This is a genomic window from Arthrobacter endolithicus (assembly GCF_026627425.1).
In the GTDB taxonomy this organism is placed as follows: domain Bacteria; phylum Actinomycetota; class Actinomycetes; order Actinomycetales; family Micrococcaceae; genus Arthrobacter_M.
The window spans coordinates 1-15644 of the sequence record NZ_JAPNLH010000016.1 but is presented as its reverse complement, the minus strand read 5'-3'; the positions used below and the strand labels follow the sequence as shown (position 1 = coordinate 15644).

Here is a 15644-nt window from a genome sequence, read left to right as displayed (position 1 = left end):
ATCACGTTTCGGACCGACGAAGGAGAACCCTCCATGGGAGAGACCGAAGATTTTAGTAATAGCCACGTACTGGAAAAACCCGATGCCCGGCAGAACACGCAACGGGAGATGAGCGCGGAGATCCAGGCGATCTCGGCCGGGTACGGGAAGTCCGTGAACGCCGGCGGTGCCGTGTTGACGCAGCCGCGCCTGGACTATCCGCCGTACCGCAGCAGCATCCTGCGGCACCCAACGAAGAGCCTGCACCACGCCGATCCCGAAACCATTGAGCTGTTCTCCCCGGCGTTTGGCCACCAGGACGTCAACCCCTTGGAATCGGACCTGACAATTGTCCACGCTGGCGAACCGCAGGGGGAGCGGATCGTGGTTGCCGGCAAGGTCCTTGACGGTGACGGCCGGCCGGTGGCCGGGCAGCTGGTGGAAATCTGGCAGGCCAACGCTGCGGGCCGCTACATCCACAAACGGGACCAGCACCCGGCCCCGATCGACCCGAACTTCACCGGCGTGGGCCGGTGCATCACCGGTGCCGACGGCTCGTATTCCTTTACCACCATCAAACCGGGAGCCTACCCCTGGAAGAACCACTTGAATGCGTGGCGGCCGGCGCACATCCACTTTTCCCTGTTCGGCAGTGAATTCACCCAGCGCATCGTCACGCAGATGTACTTCCCCGGAGACCAGCTGTTCCCCCTTGACCCCATCTATCAGTCCATCGTGGACCAGCATGCCCGGGACCGGCTCGTGGCCACCTACAACCACGAGCTGACGTCACCCGAATGGGCGTTGGGCTACAACTGGGACATTGTCCTGACCGGTTCCAAGCGGACCTGGACCGAAAACGAGGCCCTTGGCGTGGAGGGAGACGACCATGAGTAAGCACATCCCCACCCCCGGACAGACCGTGGGCCCGTTCTTCGGTTACGCGCTGCCGTTTGGGAAGGACAATGAGCTCCTTGCCCCGGGCAGCGCCGGCAGCATCCGCCTGCACGGCACCGTCACGGACGGGGCCGGGGAGCCGGTCCCGGACGCTGTTCTGGAGATCTGGCAGCCCGCCGCCGACGGCTCGATCGTCGCCGAGACCGGGTCCCTGGTACGTGACGGGTACACGTTTACTGGCTGGGGCCGCACGTCCACCGGCAACACCGGCAAATACACGTTCACCACCGTCAACCCTGGGGCAACCACGCCGGGTTCCGCGCCTTTTATCGCCGTCGTCGTCTTTGCCCGCGGGCTGATGAACCGTCTTTTCACCCGGGTGTATCTTCCCGAGGATGCCGAGGCCCTGACCAACGACCCCCTGCTTTCGTCTCTGCCAGCAAACCGGCGTGCCACGCTGCTGGCCGAACGTGACCTTGATGGCGGCCTCCGCTGGGACGTACGCATGCAGGGTGAGGACGAAACTGTGTTCCTGGAGTTCGACGGCGGCGCTACCGTTTCGCCGGACGCGCGGTGAATGCCGTGCCCGGCAACTTTGGCCTGCTGGCACCCGTCACGGCCGGGCTCCGGTGGCGGGAGGTGACTGGCGACGGCGCCGTCGTCCAGGCAATGCTGACGGCTGAAATGGCCTGGACGCGCGTCCTGGAGGATGCCGGGTTGGCGCCGGAGGGCACCGCTGCCGCGGTCCGCGAGGCGGCGCAAAAGGGTGACTTCGACCCCGCCGTGCTGGCGGCCGAGTCCCAGGGCGCGGGGAACCCGGTGATCCCCATCGTGGCGCAACTTCGCACCCTGGTGGCACGGCATGATCCGGCCGCTGCCGGTTCCGTGCATGCGTCGTTGACCAGTCAGGATGTTCTGGACACCGCTCTCATGTGGGTCTGCCGCAACGCCGTAGCTATGCTGCGAGAGGAGCTGGCCGGGGCCGCCGCAGCGCTGGCCGGGCTGGCCCGTACCCACGCGGACACGCTCCAGGCCGCACGGACCCTGACCCAGCATTCCCTTCCTTCGACCTTCGGACTGAAGGCGGGCCAATGGTTCCATGGCCTGGCCGCGGCAGCCTCCCGCCTGGACGCGATGGCGTTTCCCATCCAGTTCGGCGGCGCTGCGGGCACTCTGGCCGCCGGCAAAGTGCTGGCCCGGAAGGCAGGAACTGACCCCTTCGCCCTGGCCGACTCCTGGGCTGCGGAGTTGGGATTGGCGGGGGCCACGGCCCCGTGGCACACCAACCGGACGGCCGTGACGGCCCTGGGCGACGCCTTGGTGGCCGTGACGGATGCGGCAGGCAAAATCGCCAACGACGTGCTGTTGCTGTGCCGGCCGGAATTTGGCGAACTGGCCGAGCCGCTCGCCGCAGGCCGCGGCGTGTCCTCCGCCATGCCACAAAAGCAGAATCCCGTTCTTTCGGTCCTGATACGCAGCGCTGCGGTGGCCGCTCCGCTGCAGGGCGCGCAGCTCCACGTTGCTGCGGCCCTGGCCGTTGATGAGCGGCCCGACGGCGCGTGGCACACCGAATGGAGTGCGCTGCGCACCCTGCTGGATTTGTGCGGGGGTGCCGCTGCGGCTGTGCGTGAATTGGCCGAAGGGCTGCGGGTTTTTCCGGACGCGATGCACCGGAACCTGGAGCTCAGCGGCCCGCTGCTGCTCAGCGAAGCGGTGGGTGCCGCCGTCGTGCCCTTGTTCGACACCGGCTTGGCCACCGGCGGGAAGGCCCGGTTCCAGGCCGTTGTGGACCAGTCGCTCCAGGGCCGGCCGGGGGAACAGGGCGCGGAGTTTGCCCGGCTGCTGAGACAGGAGATCCCCCGGGAACTCATGTCCGACGCAGAACTCGCCGCACTGCTGGATCCAGCCGGGTACCTGGGGGAGAGCGCGGCCATCATTGAGCGGATCCTTGCAGCCCACCCGCAATGGGCCCAGGAGCCGACGCCGCACGGGATGCAGCAAACCGCCCCGAAAGGAGCCGGCCATGAGTGAAACCGCCAGCGAACCCCAGACCCTACATGCGGGGGCCCTTCAAGCCCGAACCCTTCAAGCCCGGACCCTTCAAGCCCAGACCCTTCAAGCCCAGCGTCCTGAGGTCAGGGCCGTGCTGTTGTCCCCGCAGCGCCCGTTGGGGAGCAGGCCGTTGCTGGTGGTGGGCTGTTCGCTGGGGACATCCTCGGTGCTGTGGGAAAAAGTTGGCACGCTGCTCGGTGGGGATGTGGATGTGGTGGCCTGGGACCTGCCCGGACACGGGGTTTCTCCGGTTGCGCAGGCACCGTTCACCGTGGCCGGGCTGGCGGACGCCGTCGTCGCCCTGGTGGATACCATTGCCCCCGGCTCCATGTTCCACTACGCCGGTGTTTCCTTGGGCGGTGCGGTGGGTCTGCAGCTGGGCATCGAGCACGGCGAGCGGCTGCACAGCCTCTCGGTGCAATGCTCGGGCGCCAAGATCGGCACACCCGAGGCCTGGGCCGAGAGGGCGGAGACTGTGCGGGGCCTAGGCACGCCCGTCCTTATCCAGGGCTCGGCGCAACGATGGTTTGCGCAGGGCTCCATGGACCGTGACCCTGCCCTGGCCAGCCGCCTGCTGCACGCGCTGCGCGACGCGGACCGTTTTAGTTACGCCTTCTGCTGCGAGGCGCTGGCGGCGTTTGACGTCCGTGAAGAGCTGGGTGTGATCTCGGTTCCAGTGCTCGCCGTCGCCGGCGAGGAGGATGAGGTGGCGCCGCCGGAAATGGCTCGCCACTATGTGGAAGCCATTAATTCCTCCGTATCCCGGACAAACGCCCCGTCAGGACATGGGGCATATGCGGTGGCCCTCCCTCACGTTGCCCATCTGGCACCTGCCGAGGCGCCTGCCGAAGTTGCAGAACTGCTGCTGGAACTCATCACAAGGAGCCAACCATGACACAGGAACACCATCCATCCGGCACCGTAGGCTCGGAGGCAACCCAGCAGGAGGTCTACGACGCCGGAATGGTGGTCCGCCGCGAAGTGCTTGGGGATGCCCATGTGGACCGGGCCACTGCGGCGGCCGACGACTTCACCGCCGACTTCCAGGAAATGATCACCCGGATCGCGTGGGGTGGCATCTGGACGCGGCCCGGTCTGAGCCGCCCAATGCGCTCAGCCGTGACCATCACTGCCATGGTGGCCCACGGCCACTGGGAGGAACTGGCCATGCACATCAGGGCGGCCCTGGGCAACGGCCTGTCCCGGTCAGAGATTAAGGAAATCCTGCTCCAAACGGCCATCTACTGCGGCGTGCCCTCAGCCAACACGGCTTTCAAGACCGCCCAGCAGATGTTTGCCCAATTGGACGCCGAATCCGAGGCAGCCGCCCCCACCAAGAAGGAGGAATTCCCATGAACCAGGCGTTCCTGTATGACGCTGTCCGCACACCCTTTGGCAAGTTCGGTTCCGGCCTGGCCGGAATCCGCCCGGACGATCTGGCTGCCCATGTGGTGCGCGAGTCAGTGGCCCGGGCCCCGCAGCTTGAACCGGACCGGATCGACGAGGTCATCTTTGGCAACGCCAATGGGGCCGGGGAAGAGAACCGGAACGTCGCCCGAATGGCCACGTTGTTGGCTGGACTGCCCACCTCCATTCCCGGCACCACGGTTAACCGCTTATGCGGCTCTTCCCTGGACGCGGCCATGATTGCCTCGCGACAGATCGAGGTAGGCGACGCGGACCTGCTCCTGGTCGGAGGGGCCGAATCCATGAGCAGAGCCCCCTGGGTGCTGCCCAAGACGGAGCGCCCCTATCCTGCCGGGGACATGGCCCTGTCCTCGAGCACGCTCGGTTGGCGGTTGGTCAACCCGGTCATGCCCCAGGAGTGGACGGTATCCCTGGGCGAAGCGACCGAGCAGCTGCGCGAAAAATACGGGATTAGCCGTGAGCGTCAGGACGAATTCGCGGCGAACTCCCATCGGCTGGCCGACGCGGCCTGGAACGCTGGGTTTTACGACAATCTGACCACGGTGGTGCCAGGCACCGGGTTGCTGCGGGATGAGAGCATCCGCCCCGGTTCGACGGCCGGAAAGCTGTCGGTGTTGAAAACGGTGTTCCGCCCGGAGACTGACGGGGCCGACGGCGGCACGGTCACGGCCGGGAATGCCTCGCCGCTCTCTGACGGGGCGTCGGCGGCGTGGCTGGGGTCTGAAGCCGCGGCCGGGATCCTTGGCCTGGACCCGCTGGCCCGGATCGCCGGCCGGGGCGCAGCCGGGGTGGACCCGCAATTCTTCGGCTACGGGCCCGTCGAAGCGGCAAACCGGGCGCTGGCAAAAGCCGGGATCGGCTGGGACCAGGTGGTCGCCGTCGAACTCAACGAAGCATTTGCCGCCCAGTCGCTGGCCTGCATGGATGCTTGGGACATTGATCCCGGGATCGTGAACCGGCACGGTGGCGCTATCGCTATGGGCCACCCGCTGGGCGCCTCGGGAACCCGGCTGCTGGGCACACTGGCACGGAGTCTGCAGGCGACGGGAGAGCGGTGGGGCGTTGCCGCCATCTGCATCGGCGTGGGCCAAGGTCTGGCCATCGTGCTGGAGAACGTCTGCGCCAACAACGCCGCGAAGGACTAAGGGAAGACCATGCCCATCATTGCATCCACCGTGGCCGAGGCCGTGGCCGGCATCAGAGACAATTCCACCGTGATGATTGGCGGTTTCGGCAACGCCGGCCAGCCCATGGAACTCATCGACGCCCTGCTCGGAGGCGGTGCCACGGGGCTGACGGTGGTGAACAACAACGCCGGCCAAGGCGACGCCGGCCTGGCACTGCTGATCAAGGAACGCCGGGTGGCGAAGATCATCTGCTCGTTTCCGCGGCAGTCTGATTCCTGGCATTTTGACGCAGCCTACCGGGCCGGGGAGATCGAACTGGAACTGGTCCCGCAGGGCACCCTTGCCGAACGCATCCGGGCGGCAGGGGCGGGGATTGGCGGGTTCTTCACTCCCACCGGGTACGGGACCCTGCTGTCCGAAGGGAAAGAAACCAGGGTCATCGACGGGCGCGGGCACGTCTACGAGACCCCCATTCACGCCGACTACGCCCTCATCAAGGCGCACACCGCGGACCGGGCCGGGAACCTGATCTACCGCAAGACAGCCCGGAACTTTGGCCCGATCATGGCCACCGCCGCCAGCATCACCATCGTCCAGGTCAGCAACATCGTGGCGACGGGGGACCTTGATCCGGAAGTCATTGTGACCCCCTGTATTTACGTCAACACGATCGTCCGCGTCCCAGCGCCCACACCGACTTTGGCAGAATACGAGGTAAACCAATGAACAGGCTTCCCAGCACCAGTCCCGAGCCTGGCGCGCGGCCCGGTCCCGAGGCACGGCTGAACCGAGAGGACCTGGCCCGGCTGGTGGCCGCGGACATCAAGTCCGGCTCCTATGTCAACCTCGGCATTGGTCAACCCACGCTCGTCTCGAACTACCTCCGGCCTGAGCAGGCCGTCACCTTGCACACCGAAAACGGGATGCTCGGCATGGGCCCGGAAGCACACGGCGCCGACATTGACGAGGACCTCATTAACGCCGGCAAAGTCCCGGTCACCGAACTGCCTGGAGCCTCGTATTTCCACCACGCAGACTCCTTCGCCATGATGCGCGGCGGCCACTTGGACGTCTGCGTGCTCGGCGCCTTTCAGGTCTCCGCCACCGGCGACCTCGCCAACTGGCACACGGGCGCACCCGACGCGATCCCCGCCGTCGGCGGTGCCATGGACCTTGCCACCGGAGCCAAGGACGTCTACGTCATGATGAACCTGTTTGCCAAGGACGGCACCGCTAAACTGGTGCCGACCTGCACTTACCCGCTCACCGGCGTCGGCTGCGTCACCCGCATCTACACACCAGAAGCCGTCTTCCTCCTCACTGAGGACGGCATACGGGTACGGGAAACCTTCGGCATCACCCTGGCTGGGCTGCAGGGGAGGGTCAAGGTAGAACTCTTGCCGCCGCTGGCACTGCGGAAAGTCGCGCGGACGGCGAATTAGACCGTCCCGACGGTAAGGAAAAAATACTCATGCCGCTATAGCTTGCGGTGCTGAATCTCCGACCGGGCGGTCAGGGCCAGTAGGAGCGCCGCGGCCAACGCCAGTACCACGACGGCGGGAGCAACGGTGCCCAACGCAATCAGCAGGACCGCTGCCACCACGGACGGAACGGCCCAGGGCGCCACTGAGCGCCACGGTTGACCGTAGCGCAGCGACACGAGCGCGTTGGCGGCATAGAACAGGGCCAATCCGCCTCCTAGGGAGATCCCCGCGCCCAGGGGCAGCCTTTGGTCAGGAGCCGGGATAGCCGTGGCAATTCCGGCCGCAACGGAGGCCACTCCCAAGACCAGCAGAAACGGCAGGAATAAAGTGGTCTGCAGGATTCCGGCAAAATCCGCCCGCGATTTTAGGCGCTCAAGCCCCGCCGTCACGATGCCCGTGCCGTACTGGAAAAATGCCCAACCCAGGAGAGCCGCCACAAGGAAGCCCAGGGCCCCGGCAAGTCCTGCGCGGGGGTCCCAGTGGCTGGAAACTTCACTGACGATGGTGAAGACCGACTCGCCAAGGACGATGATGACGAAAAGTCCCAGCCGCTCCGAGGCATGGTCAATATTGACGTTGGCGGCTGCCAGGGCCGCCCACAAATGCCCGCCAACGGTTACCATACTCACTTCGACGGCGATGGAAACGGCCCAGAAGATGACAGCGACGTGAAGCGGCAGGAGCGAGGCGAACAGCCACAGCACGGCGGTGCTGCCGTTGTAGATCCAGATGCGCCACGGTGTTTGGTCCGACTGCTGGCGGTGCTGGTATAGCCATAGAACCAGCAAGATGGCGCGCATGGCAGCGTTGCCGAGCGAAAAAGCCCAGGCCCTGTCCCCGAAGGCCCCCGGAGCGGCCGCGGCCATGATCCCGGCGGCGGCCATGGCTGCCAGCATGGCCACACCAAGAGTCCGTGCGGACAGTCCAGGGAGGAGGTTCACCACCGACACAATATTGGCCCAGGCCCACCACGCGGGGAAAAACAGCAGAATGAAGGTGCCGAACGCAGTCCAACCGGGGTCCCCGTGGATGCCGTGGGCCAACTGGCCCACGAAAGCGACAAAAACAAGGTCGAAGAATAATTCCATCCAGTGGACGCGGCCGGGTTCGCGGGCAGCCTCGTGTCCTGACCCCTGCGCTGCGGGGGGATTGCGGTTCATGGGCTTATGCTAGTGCTCCCTCAGAGGGCGACTCCGTAGGAGTGCGACGGAGTGCCTCAGTATGCCGCCGCGCCGGCCTCAGCAACTTCCTGGTCCTGCTCTATGGACCCGGTGGAGACACCGATCGCGCCCATAATCTTCCCGTCGCGGACCAGGGGAATACCGCCGGGGAATACTGCCAGTCGTCCGCCGTGGGCTTCGCTCAGTCCGTAGATCGGGCCGTTCGGGCGGGTGGCTTCCTGCAGGTCCCGGGTCGGGCACTGGAAAGCAATCGACGTGTACGCCTTGTTGATCGCGATGGTGATGGAGCCGATATTTGCGCCGTCCATCCGGGCGTGTGCCTTAAGATTCCCGCCGGCATCAACCACGGCAATGTCCATCGGCTGGCCTATTTGGGTGGCTTTCTCAGCGGCTGCTTTGATGACGCGTTGCGCTTCTTCGAGGGTGATGGTTTCAAGGACGCTTCCGTCGGCCATGGCTGTGATCCAATCCGTTAGTTGGGGGGAGGGCGTGCCCTCCCACTAGAGCACGCGACCTGGGCCACACGATAGGTGGGGATGACCCCCAAGCCCGCATGCGGGTTTCCCCCCGTACCGGAGGCAGACAAGCTGCCCTATGGTGGACAGTAGCCAACCTAGGAGGTTTCCCATGGGTGTCGTGCCCCTGAAGGACATAATCCGTCCCGCCTTTGAAGCCCGCTACGGCGTGCCAGCCATCAACATTTTCAACGACCTGACTATGGAGGCCGTCCTCGCGGCCGCCGAGGAGGCGAACTCCCCGGTCATCCTGCAGACCTCAGTCAAGACGGTCCGCAGTATCGGCTCCCGCCAGCTGTTCGACATGTGGCAGTCCCTCACCAGGGGTATCCACGTCCCCGTCGCCTTACATCTGGACCACTGCCCGGACCGGGAGGTAATCACCGAGTGCCTGAAGGCTGGCTGGAATTCCGTGCTCTTTGACGCCTCCAACCTTCCGGTGGAGGAAAACCAGCGCCAGACCATCGAAGTGGTAGCCGAGGCACGGCACTACGACGCCCAGGTGGAAGGTGAGATCGAGGCGATCACCGGCGTTGAGGATGACCACGGCTCCGACAACATTGCTCCGCAGCAAAGCCTGGACACCGCACTGAACTTCATTGACGCAACCGGAATTGACGTCTTTGCCCCTTCGATCGGCAACGCGCACGGTTCCTACAAGGCCGCACCGGTGCTGGACGTGGGCCGCGTCAGCGAAATCGTGAAGGCCCGCAATATGCCCATCGCATTGCACGGTGGCTCCGGGCTGAGTCCGGAGCAGTTCTCGGACCTGATTGCCCGAGGCTGCGCGAAGGTCAACATCTCCACGGCGCTCAAGGAAACCTACATGCAGTCCTCCTTGGACTTCCTCAAGCAGGCCGAGCAGAACAACAAATGGGACCCGCCGTCTCTGTTCAAGCACACCCGCGCTGACATCATCACCATGGTCGACGAACTCACACAACAGTTCGGCAGCGCCGGCAAGGGCGGCCGCTGATGCCGGCGCTCATCTTCGACTGCGACGGAGTCCTCGCCGATACTGAACAGCACGGCCACCTGCCGGCCTTCAACCAGACCTTTGCCGACTTCAACGTCCCCGTGCGCTGGAGCGTGGCGGAGTACGCGCAGAAGGTCAAAATCGGCGGAGGCAAGGAACGGATGCGCAGCATCCTCACCCCCGACCTCGCCCGGAGCCTGAACCTGAAAGACGACGCAGCCATCGACGGGACCCTTCTGGCCTGGCACCAGCGCAAGACCGCCGTCTATAAGAAGCTCGTGGAATCCGGTGTGCTGCCCGCACGGCCGGGAATCGCAAGGATCGTCCGGGAAGCGCATGACGCCGGCTGGACCCTCGCGGTGGCCTCCACCTCCGCGGAACCCGCCGTCCGCGCCGTCCTCACGCACGCTGTTGGCGAGTCATTAGCGCAGCACTTCGCAGTATTTGCCGGGGACATTGTCCCGCAGAAGAAGCCCGCCCCGGACATCTACCTGTTCGCGCTCAAGGAGCTGGATCTGGACCCGGATGAGACGATCGTCGTCGAGGACAGCGCTAACGGCCTGCGCGCGGCGCTCGGCGCGGGACTTCGCGCTCTCGTCACCGTCAGCGGCTTTACCCGTGAGGAGGACTTTACCGGCGCCTCCCTCGTAGTCGGCTCGTTGGGCGACGCAGGCCAGCGGGCCGAAGTGCTGGCTAACCCCGCGGGTGTAGAAATCCCGGGTACCGTGAACCTGGCGACGCTTGAAGCGATTCTGGCCCAGCCCCGGAACGACGCCGGATTCAGGGCCGCCGCCGGCAGCCCCACCGCCCCTACAAATCCGACGGAGACCCCATGACTGCCACAGACCTCGCCGACGTTGAATACGTCGTCCATAGTTTGGCGCAGACCGCCGTCGACAAGGAAAAGGAGTTTGGCGACCTGGACGCAGTGGTGGGCGACGGTGACCTCGGCTACTCCTTGGCCCGTGGCTTCGAGAAAGTCCTGCACGACTGGGATACGTTTAAGCGCGACGACGTCGCCACGTTCCTGCAGCAGATCGCCTTGGCCATCTCCTCCCGGATCGGCGGCACTTCCGGCCCGCTGTGGGGGACGGCGTTTCTGCGCGCATCCGCCGCCGCCAAGACAGTTGACACAATAGACGGCGCCGCCACCGTCGCCATGCTGCGTGCCGCCGCCGAGGGCATCATGGCCCGGGGCGGCGCGAGCATGGGGGACAAGACTTTGCTCGACGCGCTGGTCCCGGCAACCGACGAACTGGACAAGCAGCTCGCCGCCGGCGCGCCGCCGGCCGAATGCCGCGCCGCGTTCGCCAAAACCGTCCGCGAATGTGCGGACGGTACCAGCACGCTCCAGGCCAGGCGCGGCCGGGCCAGCTATAGCGGGGAACGCAGCATCGGCTCCCCGGACGCGGGCGCCGTCGCGATCGCGATCATCATCGAAAACATCACCGGGGGCTGGGACAAGCGATAGCCCCTATCCGTCTTTACCGTACTAAACCGACCAGCACAACGACGTGGAGATCTCATGAAAAAGTTTCTCAATGACCCTCAACAGTTCGTCTCCGAGATGCTCGAAGGCCTGGCGCTCGCCAACCCCGACACGCTCAAGTACGTCCCTGAATACAACCTCATCATGCGTGCCGACGGCCCGGACCAGAACAAGGTCTCGATCGTGCAGGGCTCCGGATCCGGTCACGAACCCGCGCACGTCATGATCGTGGGCAAGGGCATGCTCGACGCCGCCTGCCCCGGCGACGTCTTCGCCGCTCCGCCGTTTGACTACGTCTACGAGACCACCAAGATGATGGCCTCGCCCAAGGGCGTACTGCTGCTGGTGAACAACTACACCGGAGACAAAATGGTCTTCGACATGGCCCAAGAGATGTCTTCCGCCGAAGGCATTCAGGTTCAGACGCTCTTCATTAACGACGACGTCTCTGTGGAAGACTCCACCTACACGATCGGCCGCCGGGGCGTGGCAGGGAACTTCTTTGTCATCAAGGCCGTCGGTGCCGCAGCCGAGCGCGGAGCGGACCTAAAGGAAGTCATCCGGATCGGTGAGAAGGTCAACTCCGTGACCCGCAGCATGGGCGTGGCGCTTACCGCCTGCACCCCGCCGGCCAAGGGCAGCCCGCTGTTTGAACTCGGTGATGATGAGATCGAGATTGGCGTTGGCATTCACGGCGAGCCGGGGCGCCGTCGCGCCAAGATGATGACGGCCAATGAGATCGTCGACGAGATGCTCACCCCGATCGTTCAGGACCTGCCGTTCAGTGACGGGGATCGGGTGGCGCTGATGGTCAACGGCCTTGGCGGCACCCCGATCAGCGAGTTGTACCTGCTCTACGGCAAGGCCCACCGGCGTCTCGCCGAACAGGGCATCAGCGTCGGACGCAGCTACGTCGGCGAGTACTGCACCTCTTTGGATATGGCCGGTGCGTCCATCACCATGGTTAAGCTCGACGACGAAATCGAGTCGCTGCTCATGGACCCGGCCGAGATTCCTATCCGGGTGTTCTAGACACTCTGCCCTGGGGCAGAGTGCGGAAGCGAAGCACGACGGCGGGGCCGGTCACCTTTCGGTGGCCGGCCCCACTGGTTTCTTGTCCTGCGCCCGCCGCCAGTGAGCAATTAGCCGTCCGCCAACCCGGGGACAACCCGGCACACGGTGTACGAACGTCCGGTTATGGTGGTATAGATTTCTTCAGCGGACCAGCCTGATTTGCGGCCTGCCTTTCGTCAAGGAGGACAAACAATGACACAAACAGAGCCGGAATTCGACATGCTGGTCCGTAGCCTGTGTGATGTCGAAGGCGCCCGGCACAAGTTGGATTGTGTCCCTGCGCTGGCCCGTGACCTCGCCGGCCGGTTCGAGCTGCAGCCGCTGTTGGGCCGGATCCTGGGCCACGCAACCAGTCTGCTGGGCTGCGAGTCCGGCTCAATTGCCTTGGTCAATGAAACCAGCGGCACCTACACCAAAAAAGTAGACATCGGCGTCGGTTGCCAGGAAGGTCAGACGTTCTCGTTGAAGGAAGGCTTTACCGGGCAGATCGTGCGCAGCCGCTCCACCCTAATCCTGGAGGCTTACAGCAGCATCGAACGCGGACATATCCCGGCGACTGATCCGCGCTGGAACTGCGCCGTGATCGGAGTGCCTATCCGCTGGGGTGAACAGATCATCGGGGCCTTCATCGTCTTTAGCCCGGACCAAGGCCGTAAGTTCAACCCAGAAGAGGCCCGGCTGGCTGAACTCTTTGCCAGCCACGCCGCCATCGCGCTGGCCAACTCCGATCTTCATGCTCAGGCTTCCATCCGGGAGCGCGAGGCGGCTGTCGCCGCCGAACGCGAGCGGGCCGTGCGGGATGTCCACGAAACGGTGGGCCGCTCCTTGGCCGCGTTGCTGCTCTGCCTCGACGAGGCAGAAAAAGCCAGCCGGCTCGACGGCGGCGAGCAGACGGTGACCCCGCACCTGGGAAAGGCCCGGACCATCGCCCATGATGCCCTCACTGAAACGCGCCGGACCGTCCTGGGCATGGGACCGGCGGCGCTCGCCGGCCGGACCTTGGTCGACGCGATTGCCGGCGAACTGGCTTGGGTAGAGTCCATGTCCGGCACCGCGACGCAGCTGACCGTAATCGGTGAGGCCCGAGCGCTCGCCCCGGAGATTGAACATCATGCGTTTAGGATCGTCCAGGAAGCGCTCCATAATGTGGTGACCCATGCGCGGGCGATCTCGGTACGGGCCGGGTTGATCTACGACGCCGGAACGCTCGCCGTCGTCGTCGAGGACAACGGACAGGGCTTTGACCTCGCGGCCGCCCATGGTGCCCAGGCAACCCTGCCCGCGGGGTGCCTGGGACTGCACGGAATGAGCTCACGGGCCATCCACCTCGGCGGAAATCTGCACATCGACACCACCCCCGGCTGGGGCACGAAGGTCCGCGCAAGTCTGCCGGACCGGGCACCGGAGCCGGCGGCGTCCGGGCAGACGCACTGGAAGATTCTGATCGCCAATGATCACCCCCTCATCACCGCCGGCCTGGTCCGGCTGCTCAGCATCGCCGAGCCGGCGATTCAAGTGACCGCGGAGGTATCGTCCGCGGAGAAGTTATTTGACGCGTTGGAACTGCTCCGTCCGGACGTTCTCCTGGTGGACCTGGATATGGTTTACCAGAACGCCACCGGAGTGCTAACGGGGATCCGCCAACTGGACCCCCGGGTAGCAATCGTGGTGCTGACGGACAACCCCACCGCGGAGCAGGTGCGCTCGGCACGGCACGCTGGCGTGCGCGGCTTCGTTAACAGACGGGCCAGCGGGGAGACCATTGCCCGCGTCCTCGTCGCGGCCGGGCAGGGCCAGGCGCTCGTGGAGGGCGAGGTCTTCGACCGACTGATGGGCTCCCCGTCCCCGGAGTCCGGGTCAGGGACAAATGCGTTCACTGCCCGCGAAAAGGAGGTCCATGACAGTGTGGTCCTCGGCATGGCGGACAAGCAGATTGCCCGTGAACTCGGCATCTCCGTAAAGACCATCGAAAAACACGTCGGTTCGATCCTGCGTAAGGCCGGCGTACGGAACCGCACTATGCTGGCCGCCATGTCCGGGGGAGAATCCGCGCCGGCGCACCCTTGGGGGTAGCGGAAAGTCTGAGTCCGGGGACCGGCCACCTGGTTATCGATCCGTCAAGCGCGACTAACTCAAGCCGTCATCTCTTCCATATTCGCGAAACTACTGAGCGACGAAAGGGTCCGTCCACGGGTATTTACCGAGGCAGACAAAGGACAGTTGCGCCCGCGTTTTGAGCGGCGGCGAAACGGATGGCTACCGTAGCCGTGGTGCGCCGCGCCGTGGAGCTGGTCGTGGACTTTAGCAGGCTGGAGAGAATATTTAGGACCGCTTGACCTCTCCCCGGAGAGATGACCCCAAACCGGCAGCTCAATCCAGGTCACACCCAGAGGAAGGATTAAACGGTGCAGGTAAGAAGGCTTTTGACCGGTGTTTTGAGTGTTGGACCGGGTTACGGGGATCAATTGTCCTCCCTAAGGGTTGGCTTGAGTGTGGCGGTCCCGGTGTTCGTCTTGCTTGCTGTAGGGCGCCCGGACTTGTCCATATATGCAGTATTCGGCGCCTTTGCGGGGATGTATGGTCGTGAGGAGCGCCATCAGCTCAGGCTCTACCATCAAACAGTGGCGGCTTCGCTGCTGCTTACCGGTGTCATGGTAGGGGCTGTGCTATCAGCGTTGGACGCCCCGCATTGGGTGCTCGTCACAGTTGAAGCGTCTCTGGCAGCCGTTGGGTCCTTGGTTGCGGACCGTGCCAACCTGAAACCCGCCGGTCCTTTTTTCGGGATATTCGCCCTCGGAGCCTGTGCTTCGCTACCCTCGATTGCTCCTTTGCCGCTGATCTTTGCCGTTGTGTCCGGGGCAGCAGCATTTTCGGTTCTTCTCGGCTTTGCAGGCTGGGCCCGCGCCCGCAAGTGGGAGGTCGGCGCGCGTCGGGTGACCGCATCTATAAGGGGCCCGCGGCTTCGCTCCTCGTTGGTGCACGCTCTTCGATACGCGTTGGCGATCGGTATTTCGGGGTCCGTGGGTCAACTTACAGGGGACGGACATGCATATTGGGCCATGGCGGCGGCCGCTGTACCGCTGGCAGGGGCGGACTTCGCCGGCCGCATCCGACGGGGGATCCACCGTATCTTGGGTACCTTCGCCGGTCTCGGTCTAACAGCTGTAGTTCTCTCCGGGCGCCCCGGCGTGGTAGCCCTGTCAATCCTGGTGGCAGTCTTCCAGTTCCCGACGGAGTTGTTCATGGCCCGACACTATGGTCTGGCCTTAGTCTTCTTCACTCCGCTGATTTTGATCATGACGGTGCTCGCCCACCCGGAATTTGTCAAGGTGGATGAGGCCAGTGGGAGTTAGGCTGCTTTCTTTGTCTCGGGTTTTTCTGGTGGCTTGTTGATCCATACCGTTTCGGGCAGGGCCAGGATTTTGGGGTCCTTGGTGGTGGC

Annotated in this window: 16 protein-coding genes; 14 read left to right on the top strand and 2 right to left on the bottom strand. The window is 64.7% G+C overall.

Annotated features, from left to right (window positions below; all coding sequences use genetic code 11):
- Positions 1 to 33 precede the first annotated feature (33 nt).
- Genes pcaH through OS914_RS13625 form a run of 8 tightly spaced genes read left to right on the top strand, consistent with a single transcriptional unit; the run spans position 34 to position 6925 of the window.
- Complete coding sequence (gene pcaH, locus OS914_RS13660; protein ID WP_267546615.1) at positions 34 to 876, top strand: protocatechuate 3,4-dioxygenase subunit beta; 843 nt, start codon at positions 34 to 36, stop codon at positions 874 to 876.
- Positions 869 to 1453, top strand: a complete 585-nt coding sequence (gene pcaG / locus OS914_RS13655; RefSeq protein ID WP_267546614.1) for a protocatechuate 3,4-dioxygenase subunit alpha — start codon at positions 869 to 871, stop codon at positions 1451 to 1453. The genes pcaH and pcaG overlap by 8 nt, the downstream gene beginning before the upstream one ends.
- 5 nt (positions 1454 to 1458) lie before the next feature.
- Complete coding sequence (locus OS914_RS13650) at positions 1459 to 2907, top strand: lyase family protein (RefSeq protein ID WP_267546613.1); 1449 nt, start codon at positions 1459 to 1461, stop codon at positions 2905 to 2907.
- Positions 2900 to 3823 carry an alpha/beta fold hydrolase gene (locus OS914_RS13645; protein ID WP_267546612.1) on the top strand — a complete coding sequence of 308 codons (924 nt, stop codon included), beginning with the start codon at positions 2900 to 2902 and terminating at the stop codon, positions 3821 to 3823. Before OS914_RS13650 ends, OS914_RS13645 begins: the two co-directional genes overlap by 8 nt.
- A complete protein-coding gene (gene pcaC, locus OS914_RS13640; protein ID WP_267546611.1) occupies positions 3820 to 4284 on the top strand; it encodes a 4-carboxymuconolactone decarboxylase in 465 nt (154 codons plus the stop codon). The genes OS914_RS13645 and pcaC overlap by 4 nt, the downstream gene beginning before the upstream one ends.
- Positions 4281 to 5501: a thiolase family protein gene (locus OS914_RS13635; RefSeq protein WP_267546610.1), complete on the top strand. Its 1221-nt coding sequence runs from the start codon at positions 4281 to 4283 to the stop codon at positions 5499 to 5501. Before pcaC ends, OS914_RS13635 begins: the two co-directional genes overlap by 4 nt.
- Before the next feature lie 9 nt (positions 5502 to 5510).
- Entirely contained in the window at positions 5511 to 6209 is a 699-nt protein-coding gene (locus tag OS914_RS13630) for a 3-oxoacid CoA-transferase subunit A (RefSeq protein ID WP_267546609.1), read from the top strand.
- The gene (locus OS914_RS13625; protein WP_267546608.1) at positions 6206 to 6925 is read left to right on the top strand and encodes a 3-oxoacid CoA-transferase subunit B; all 720 of its coding nucleotides are present in this window, start codon (positions 6206 to 6208) and stop codon (positions 6923 to 6925) included. The genes OS914_RS13630 and OS914_RS13625 overlap by 4 nt, the downstream gene beginning before the upstream one ends.
- Positions 6926 to 6960: 35 nt before the next feature.
- Here the strand turns inward: OS914_RS13625 and OS914_RS13620 are convergent, their stop codons facing one another.
- Positions 6961 to 8127 (bottom strand): low temperature requirement protein A, encoded by a 1167-nt coding sequence (locus OS914_RS13620; protein ID WP_267546607.1) that lies wholly within the window; start codon positions 8125 to 8127, stop codon positions 6961 to 6963.
- Positions 8128 to 8183: 56 nt separating this feature from the next.
- Positions 8184 to 8603: a GlcG/HbpS family heme-binding protein gene (locus OS914_RS13615; protein WP_267546606.1), complete on the bottom strand. Its 420-nt coding sequence runs from the start codon at positions 8601 to 8603 to the stop codon at positions 8184 to 8186.
- Positions 8604 to 8775: 172 nt separating this feature from the next.
- Here OS914_RS13615 and OS914_RS13610 point away from each other — a divergent pair, with 172 nt between their 5' ends.
- The 6 genes from OS914_RS13610 (at position 8776) to OS914_RS13585 (ending at position 15555) form a co-directional block, all read left to right on the top strand.
- Complete coding sequence (locus tag OS914_RS13610; RefSeq protein ID WP_267546605.1) at positions 8776 to 9639, top strand: class II fructose-bisphosphate aldolase; 864 nt, start codon at positions 8776 to 8778, stop codon at positions 9637 to 9639.
- Positions 9639 to 10475: an HAD-IA family hydrolase gene (locus tag OS914_RS13605; RefSeq protein ID WP_267546604.1), complete on the top strand. Its 837-nt coding sequence runs from the start codon at positions 9639 to 9641 to the stop codon at positions 10473 to 10475. The genes OS914_RS13610 and OS914_RS13605 overlap by 1 nt, the downstream gene beginning before the upstream one ends.
- Positions 10472 to 11110 carry a dihydroxyacetone kinase subunit DhaL gene (dhaL, locus tag OS914_RS13600; protein ID WP_267546603.1) on the top strand — a complete coding sequence of 213 codons (639 nt, stop codon included), beginning with the start codon at positions 10472 to 10474 and terminating at the stop codon, positions 11108 to 11110. The genes OS914_RS13605 and dhaL overlap by 4 nt, the downstream gene beginning before the upstream one ends.
- A 54-nt stretch (positions 11111 to 11164) precedes the next feature.
- The gene (dhaK, locus tag OS914_RS13595) at positions 11165 to 12160 is read left to right on the top strand and encodes a dihydroxyacetone kinase subunit DhaK (RefSeq protein ID WP_267546602.1); all 996 of its coding nucleotides are present in this window, start codon (positions 11165 to 11167) and stop codon (positions 12158 to 12160) included.
- A gap of 234 nt (positions 12161 to 12394) precedes the next feature.
- Positions 12395 to 14275, top strand: coding sequence for a hybrid sensor histidine kinase/response regulator transcription factor (locus OS914_RS13590; protein ID WP_267546601.1), 1881 nt, complete (start codon positions 12395 to 12397; stop codon positions 14273 to 14275).
- A gap of 464 nt (positions 14276 to 14739) precedes the next feature.
- On the top strand, positions 14740 to 15555 hold the full coding sequence (locus OS914_RS13585) for an FUSC family protein (RefSeq protein ID WP_267546600.1): 816 nt from the start codon (positions 14740 to 14742) through the stop codon (positions 15553 to 15555).
- The last annotated feature ends 89 nt before the right edge of the window (positions 15556 to 15644 follow it).

Coding starts and splice junctions, on each gene's coding strand:
- pcaH (WP_267546615.1), top strand. CDS start 34: ATGGGAGAGACCGAAGATTTTAGTAATAGCCACGTACTGGAAAAACCC.
- OS914_RS13590 (WP_267546601.1), top strand. CDS start 12,395: ATGACACAAACAGAGCCGGAATTCGACATGCTGGTCCGTAGCCTGTGT.
- dhaL (WP_267546603.1), top strand. CDS start 10,472: ATGACTGCCACAGACCTCGCCGACGTTGAATACGTCGTCCATAGTTTG.
- dhaK (WP_267546602.1), top strand. CDS start 11,165: ATGAAAAAGTTTCTCAATGACCCTCAACAGTTCGTCTCCGAGATGCTC.
- OS914_RS13605 (WP_267546604.1), top strand. CDS start 9,639: ATGCCGGCGCTCATCTTCGACTGCGACGGAGTCCTCGCCGATACTGAA.
- pcaC (WP_267546611.1), top strand. CDS start 3,820: ATGACACAGGAACACCATCCATCCGGCACCGTAGGCTCGGAGGCAACC.
- OS914_RS13635 (WP_267546610.1), top strand. CDS start 4,281: ATGAACCAGGCGTTCCTGTATGACGCTGTCCGCACACCCTTTGGCAAG.
- OS914_RS13620 (WP_267546607.1), bottom strand. CDS start 8,127: ATGAACCGCAATCCCCCCGCAGCGCAGGGGTCAGGACACGAGGCTGCC.
- OS914_RS13615 (WP_267546606.1), bottom strand. CDS start 8,603: ATGGCCGACGGAAGCGTCCTTGAAACCATCACCCTCGAAGAAGCGCAA.
- OS914_RS13625 (WP_267546608.1), top strand. CDS start 6,206: ATGAACAGGCTTCCCAGCACCAGTCCCGAGCCTGGCGCGCGGCCCGGT.
- OS914_RS13645 (WP_267546612.1), top strand. CDS start 2,900: ATGAGTGAAACCGCCAGCGAACCCCAGACCCTACATGCGGGGGCCCTT.
- pcaG (WP_267546614.1), top strand. CDS start 869: ATGAGTAAGCACATCCCCACCCCCGGACAGACCGTGGGCCCGTTCTTC.
- OS914_RS13630 (WP_267546609.1), top strand. CDS start 5,511: ATGCCCATCATTGCATCCACCGTGGCCGAGGCCGTGGCCGGCATCAGA.
- OS914_RS13610 (WP_267546605.1), top strand. CDS start 8,776: ATGGGTGTCGTGCCCCTGAAGGACATAATCCGTCCCGCCTTTGAAGCC.